Below are 503 nucleotides of genomic sequence, written 5' to 3'. Positions count from 1 at the left end.
GCTTCACCGTGCCCGAGACCGTGTAATAGGTGTAACGGCCCACCGCGCCATGGGTGTTGACGCAGGCGGCCGAGGTGCAGAACGAGGTCTGGCCGGCCGCCACCAGCCCCTGGACCTGTCCCTTGTGGGCCTGGTTCGACGCATCGGCGTTGGCCCGGGCGTCGAACACCGCGACCCCGATGGTGACGGCGCTGCTGCCCGAGGTGTAGGTGGCCCGCAGCACGGTCCGGCAGCCCTGCGCGGTGATCACGTCACCGAGCCCGCCCGTGGTGGTCTGCCAGCAGGTCGGGTTGGCGCCGGTGGTGAGCCTGGTCCAGGTCTTGCCGTCGATCGACAGGGTGGTCGGGGGGAACAGCGAGCCCGGGTCGAGCGGGGCGGTGTCGGCCTTCGCGGTGGCGGCGGTGAAGCCGGTGAACCAGCGGAAGTGCTTGATCGAGGCCGGGGCGGCCCAGGAGAAGTACCGCTCGGCCAGCTCGGTGGCGGAACCGGGGACCGGCTGGTCC

1 pseudogene is annotated in these 503 nt (G+C 71.6%); it reads right to left on the bottom strand.

Features of this window, described 5'->3' with window-relative positions:
• Positions 1-503: pseudogene (locus ABD323_RS45815) on the bottom strand (hypothetical protein); the annotation flags it as partial.

Source organism: Kitasatospora nipponensis (genome assembly GCF_039528135.1).
GTDB lineage: Bacteria > Actinomycetota > Actinomycetes > Streptomycetales > Streptomycetaceae > Kitasatospora > Kitasatospora nipponensis.
Note: the sequence above shows the minus strand (reverse complement) of the source record. Positions and strands in the feature narration are given on the sequence as shown.